Annotated in this window: 4 protein-coding genes; all 4 read left to right on the forward strand. The window is 35.5% G+C overall.

Annotated elements, in window-relative coordinates; translation table 11 throughout:
- Positions 1 to 348: 348 nt before the first annotated feature.
- On the forward strand, positions 349 to 1,188 hold the full coding sequence (locus tag CJF42_RS24680) for an endo alpha-1,4 polygalactosaminidase (RefSeq protein ID WP_095369173.1): 840 nt from the start codon (positions 349 to 351) through the stop codon (positions 1,186 to 1,188).
- 110 nt (positions 1,189 to 1,298) lie between these two features.
- Positions 1,299 to 2,516: an endo alpha-1,4 polygalactosaminidase gene (locus CJF42_RS24685; protein WP_095369174.1), complete on the forward strand. Its 1,218-nt coding sequence runs from the start codon at positions 1,299 to 1,301 to the stop codon at positions 2,514 to 2,516.
- Between the two features lie 87 nt (positions 2,517 to 2,603).
- On the forward strand, positions 2,604 to 4,085 hold the full coding sequence (locus CJF42_RS24690; protein WP_095369175.1) for a polysaccharide deacetylase family protein: 1,482 nt from the start codon (positions 2,604 to 2,606) through the stop codon (positions 4,083 to 4,085).
- A partial coding sequence (locus CJF42_RS24695) for a tetratricopeptide repeat protein (RefSeq protein ID WP_141235664.1) occupies positions 4,072 to 4,816 on the forward strand: 745 nt, incomplete at its 3' end. The genes CJF42_RS24690 and CJF42_RS24695, both read left to right, overlap by 14 nt.

Raw genomic sequence — 4,816 nt, forward strand, 5'->3', positions numbered from 1 at the left:
CCTGTAATCGTTTTCTACTCAATTCCCTTAGTAAAATACGATAAGTGGGTAACTGTGTTACTTAACAAAAAATCTTGTAGCGCCACCGATAGATTTAACGAGTATCACAAAATTCGATGCTGGAGAAATTATGTACTATTATAATTCCCACCGTAGTAATTTGATAATATAATTGCCGCTTATTTTTTATCTTTAAACCTTAAGATTATGTTTGAGAATTAACTGTGTTAACACTACTAAACTATCATTTAGTATCAAATTTTATCTCATAAAAATGTTAAATCGATACTAAGTCGATATAATTTTGTTCAATATAAAAGATCAATAAACCTAGTAAAAGGAAATAAAATGGCACGGGCACTTTTCTACTTTCTGATATTAATTATGCTTAATGGCTGCGATTCTTCTGATGGAACAGATGGAATAGAAACGGATCCAATAACACCTCCAATCACAGATGGGAACTGGTATCGGCCTGCTGTTTCAGTCACTTGGCAATGGCAGTTACAAAGTGATATTAATACTTCTTATCCGGTTGATATATATGATTTAGATCTTTTTGATTCATCTGAAACCTTGATCCAGACACTACAAGATTCAGGTAAAAAAGTAATATGTTATTTTTCTGCTGGTTCATACGAACAATGGCGCATAGATGCGACACAATTCTCAGATATTGATTTAGGTAATCTTATGGAAGATTGGATTGGAGAGCGCTGGTTAGACATACGTTCTGATAATGTTCGTTCTATCATGTTGAATCGTTTGGATCTTGCAAAGCAGAAAAATTGTGATGGTGTTGAGCCTGATAATATGGATGGTTATTTTAATAATTCAGGCTTTAATTTTACAGTTTCTGAACAGCTTAATTACAATAGATTTATAGCCAATGAATCACATTCCAGAGGTTTGTCTGTTGGTCTGAAAAACGATCTTAATCAAGTGGATTTACTGGTCAATTATTTTGACTTTGCTGTTAATGAGATGTGTTTTGAATTTTCAGAGTGTGATTTACTTACCCCTTTTATCAATCAAGATAAACCAGTTTTGAATGCTGAATATAAAACGAATTATATCAACGATGAGAGCTCAAGACAGAAACTATGCGATAACTCTATAAACAGGCAATTTAGTACCATTATTTTGCCCCGTGAACTTGACGATCTTTTTAGATTTAATTGTATTTAGCTATTGTACTGCCAATGAAAAAGTATTGGTATTCGCAACTCTCATTTTAGTGAATAGTATTGTATTTTCAATTAAATTAACAGTTTACCTGAAAAGTTGTCGGATTTTATGTGTTATTAAAGAAATTAATTATTTTGCTTAATTTTAATAGTTTTTGGTGGAAAACCTTTTTTTTTATAAGTTTATTAAGCTTTTCTTTTATTGGTAACGCGGTTCAATCTCAGACAAAATCTATTGCGTTTTATTATCATGAAATCGATTCAGTACGAGAGTTATTGGTATATGATCGTATTGTGATCACCCCCAGTGCCGTCTCTGCTCGCCAATTAAAACAGTTAGCTCAAGGGAGAGTTGAAGTATACGCCTACCTCAGTATTGGTGAGCTTAATAAACAAGACAGTACAGCTGCTTTAAAACGTCATGTGCTAGCTAATAATACAGATTGGGACAGTTATGTCATGGATATGACCGCTAAGCCCTGGCAACAATACCTACAAGATAAAGCATCAGAATATCAGGAACTTGGTTTTAAAGGTTTATTCTTAGATACCTTAGACAGTTATCAACTTTCAGCGGGAAATCAGACTCATAAGCAGCTTCAGCAAAAAGGGCTGATACAAGTCATTGCCAATTTTAAAAAATTGCATACTAAATTGATATTTAATCGGGGTTTTGAGCTTCTTTCTCAGCTCGAATTTAAGCCTGCGGGAGTCGTAGCCGAATCTTTATTTCAAGGGTATGATGTCAAAAATCATCGCTACTTTGTAATGAAACCCGAAGATACTCAATGGCTGCTAACAAAGTTAAATAGCATAAAAAATTTGGACATTGAGGTCATAGCCATAGATTATCTTGATGGAAATAACAGAGTTGCCCAACGCGAAGCCGCGCAAAGGTTGCTAGATAATGATTTCACCCCTTATATCAGTGATGGTCTACTAAAACAATTTGGAGTTAGTACCATAGAACCAGTCCCCAGACGTGTACTTGTCTTTTATGATGGCAAAACAGGATTGAAACGTCAGTCCGACTGCCACCGTTTACTTTCAATGCTAGTTGAATATAAAGGATATGTTCCTGTCTGTACAGATATTAACACCGTAAATCTAGAGGACATAGATACAACACGCCATCAAACTATTATTTTTTGGTTGGCACCTAAATTTTATAATGCAGGTCTCCTTAATTGGCTAGAGTCTCTTTTAGGGAAAACGCGGATCGTATTTTTTCAATATTTACCAGACGATGAAAATATACTGAAAAAACTTGATATTAAAAAACTTGATTTACTTGATGGTAAGCTCACAATTTCTCAGGCGCCTGATTGAGCTACACTGCTTTATCCACTACCTAATGCTAATTTAAAGCGGATTTCTCGTTATTTACCGCTTTCTGCTGATATTAAAAGCCATGTATTGGTAAAAGATGCACAAGCTAATAATTCACTTGCTGTTTTTACCGCTAACTGGGGTGGTGCAGCCCTTGATCCTTTGCTGATTCAAGACTTGGGAGGTGACCAAAAACATTGGATTATTGACCCTTTTGAGTTGCTTGACTTAGTCTTAATGTTACCAGAAATACCTGTGCCAGATATAACGACTGAGTCAGGTAACCGCATTTTAACTGCACATATAGACGGTGATGGTTTTCCCTCTCGAGCCTGGATTCCCGGGAAGCTATTTTCAGCTGAAGTCATTTTGCTTGATGTACTGAAAAAATATTTAATTCCCCAAACGGTTTCTGTAATAGAAGGGGAAATTAGTAAACAAGGGCTGTATCCTAATTTGAGTAATGAATTAGAATCTATCGCCAAAAAGATATTTAACTTGTCTCATGTTGAGCTTGCATCCCATACCTTTAGTCATCCTTTTTTTTGGGATAATAGGGTTAATATTGCAGAAAAAGCCTATGGTGACTCTCTGCCTATTCCAAACTATACAGTTAACCATGACAGAGAGATATTTGGCAGTGTTGACTACATTAATAATAAACTCGCGCCAAAAAATAAACGGGTAAAAGTTTTGCTTTGGTCTGGAAGGGCTGATCCGACCGAAAGCATTGTAAGAAAGACCGAACAATATGGATTATTAAATGTTAATGGTGGTAATACCTATGCTGTAAATGGTAATGAGTCCATGGCTCAGGTATATCCCCATTTACTTTGGCATAAAAATGCCGTTCAGGTATATGCGCCTGTGATCAATGAAAACTTATATACCAATCTTTGGACTGAAAACTTTTCAGGCTATCAAAGGGTAATAGAGACATTTGAAATACTGGGCTTTCCTAAACGACTCAAACCTATCAGTATCTACTATCACATGTATTCTGGTGTTTATCCATCGTCTGTTAAAGCACTTCATAAAGTATATGATTGGAGTATGAATCAAGCAAGTACACCCCTTTATCTCAGTGATTTTGCAAGGCGAGCAAAGTCGCTTTATGAAACCGGGCTTGCAAAACCCCTTAATAATGATGCTGATTGGTTAATCGTTTCAACAGGCATAAAGAGTCTGAGATTATCTGACGCATTTAAAGAGCTGTCTCTGGCCCACAGTAATATTGCTGGTTGGAATACGGGGCCAGATGGTCGTTATCTTATTTTAACAGATACACGTTCTTTGCTTAAGTTTCAAAATGCAGTAGAAAATTTACCTTATCTTAAGCAAGTCAATGGCATAGTTGAAAAGTGGCAGCTAAAGGGTAATACAATACATTTTCAAATTAAGTCACATGTTGCCATGTCTATGGAATTGGAAAATGGCAGTGAATGCAGATTACTAAAAAGTAATGTTAAATTAATAAAATCGTTATCCAGAACTGGAGCTCTTAGCTATACCTATTCAAAACCGGGTATTTATATTGGTGAACTAGAATGTAAATATGCTTCAAGATAGTCAATCTCGCAGCCGGGAAACTTTAATTAATAAAAAAACTTTATTCGTGCTTAGCATTAGTATCACAGCTTTGCTTTGGATTTTACAGCCTAATAAAGATATGTTATTGGAGTTGCTTAAAGGTTCAAAGAAACCAGATGTGGCGATTGCCTTTCTAGAGGCTTTAAAACGACAAGACAAAGATGATCAACCTGTTATTTTGTCTCTTGCAAAACATCATATGAAAGTCGGGCATTATCAAAATGCAATTGATGTACTTTTGCCTTTATCTCAGTTTCAAGAAGGGTTATCAAGACAAGCTAAATTTTTGTATGCAACAGCTGCTTTGCAACTAATACAACAAATACCCGATAATACTAAAGAATTGATTCAATCATTAAAAAAATTCATTACTCAGCAAACTGTTATTTCAGATCCACAGTACGCCAGAAAATTTGCAGATATTGCTTTGCAAATTGCAGAACCAAAAAGTGCTCTATTATTTTTGAAACACCACAGAACTCACTGGATCACCAATGATGCTGAAATACTCAGATTGTCGATACAGGTTGGAGAGAGCAAACTGGCCAGCCAGATACAGCGTGATATTTTTTATAATGCGCCGACAGTTACGAATTTGGCGAGTCTGTTAGATTTATATGTCATCACTGATAATTGGCAGAAAGGTAAAGAACTTATTGGAGAATATCAACAGGTTAAGGTGGTTAATGGTAACTTCTCAAAAAGCAGTG

The sequence above is a fragment of the Pseudoalteromonas sp. NBT06-2 genome, assembly GCF_002276045.1.
In the GTDB taxonomy this organism is placed as follows: Bacteria; Pseudomonadota; Gammaproteobacteria; order Enterobacterales; family Alteromonadaceae; genus Pseudoalteromonas.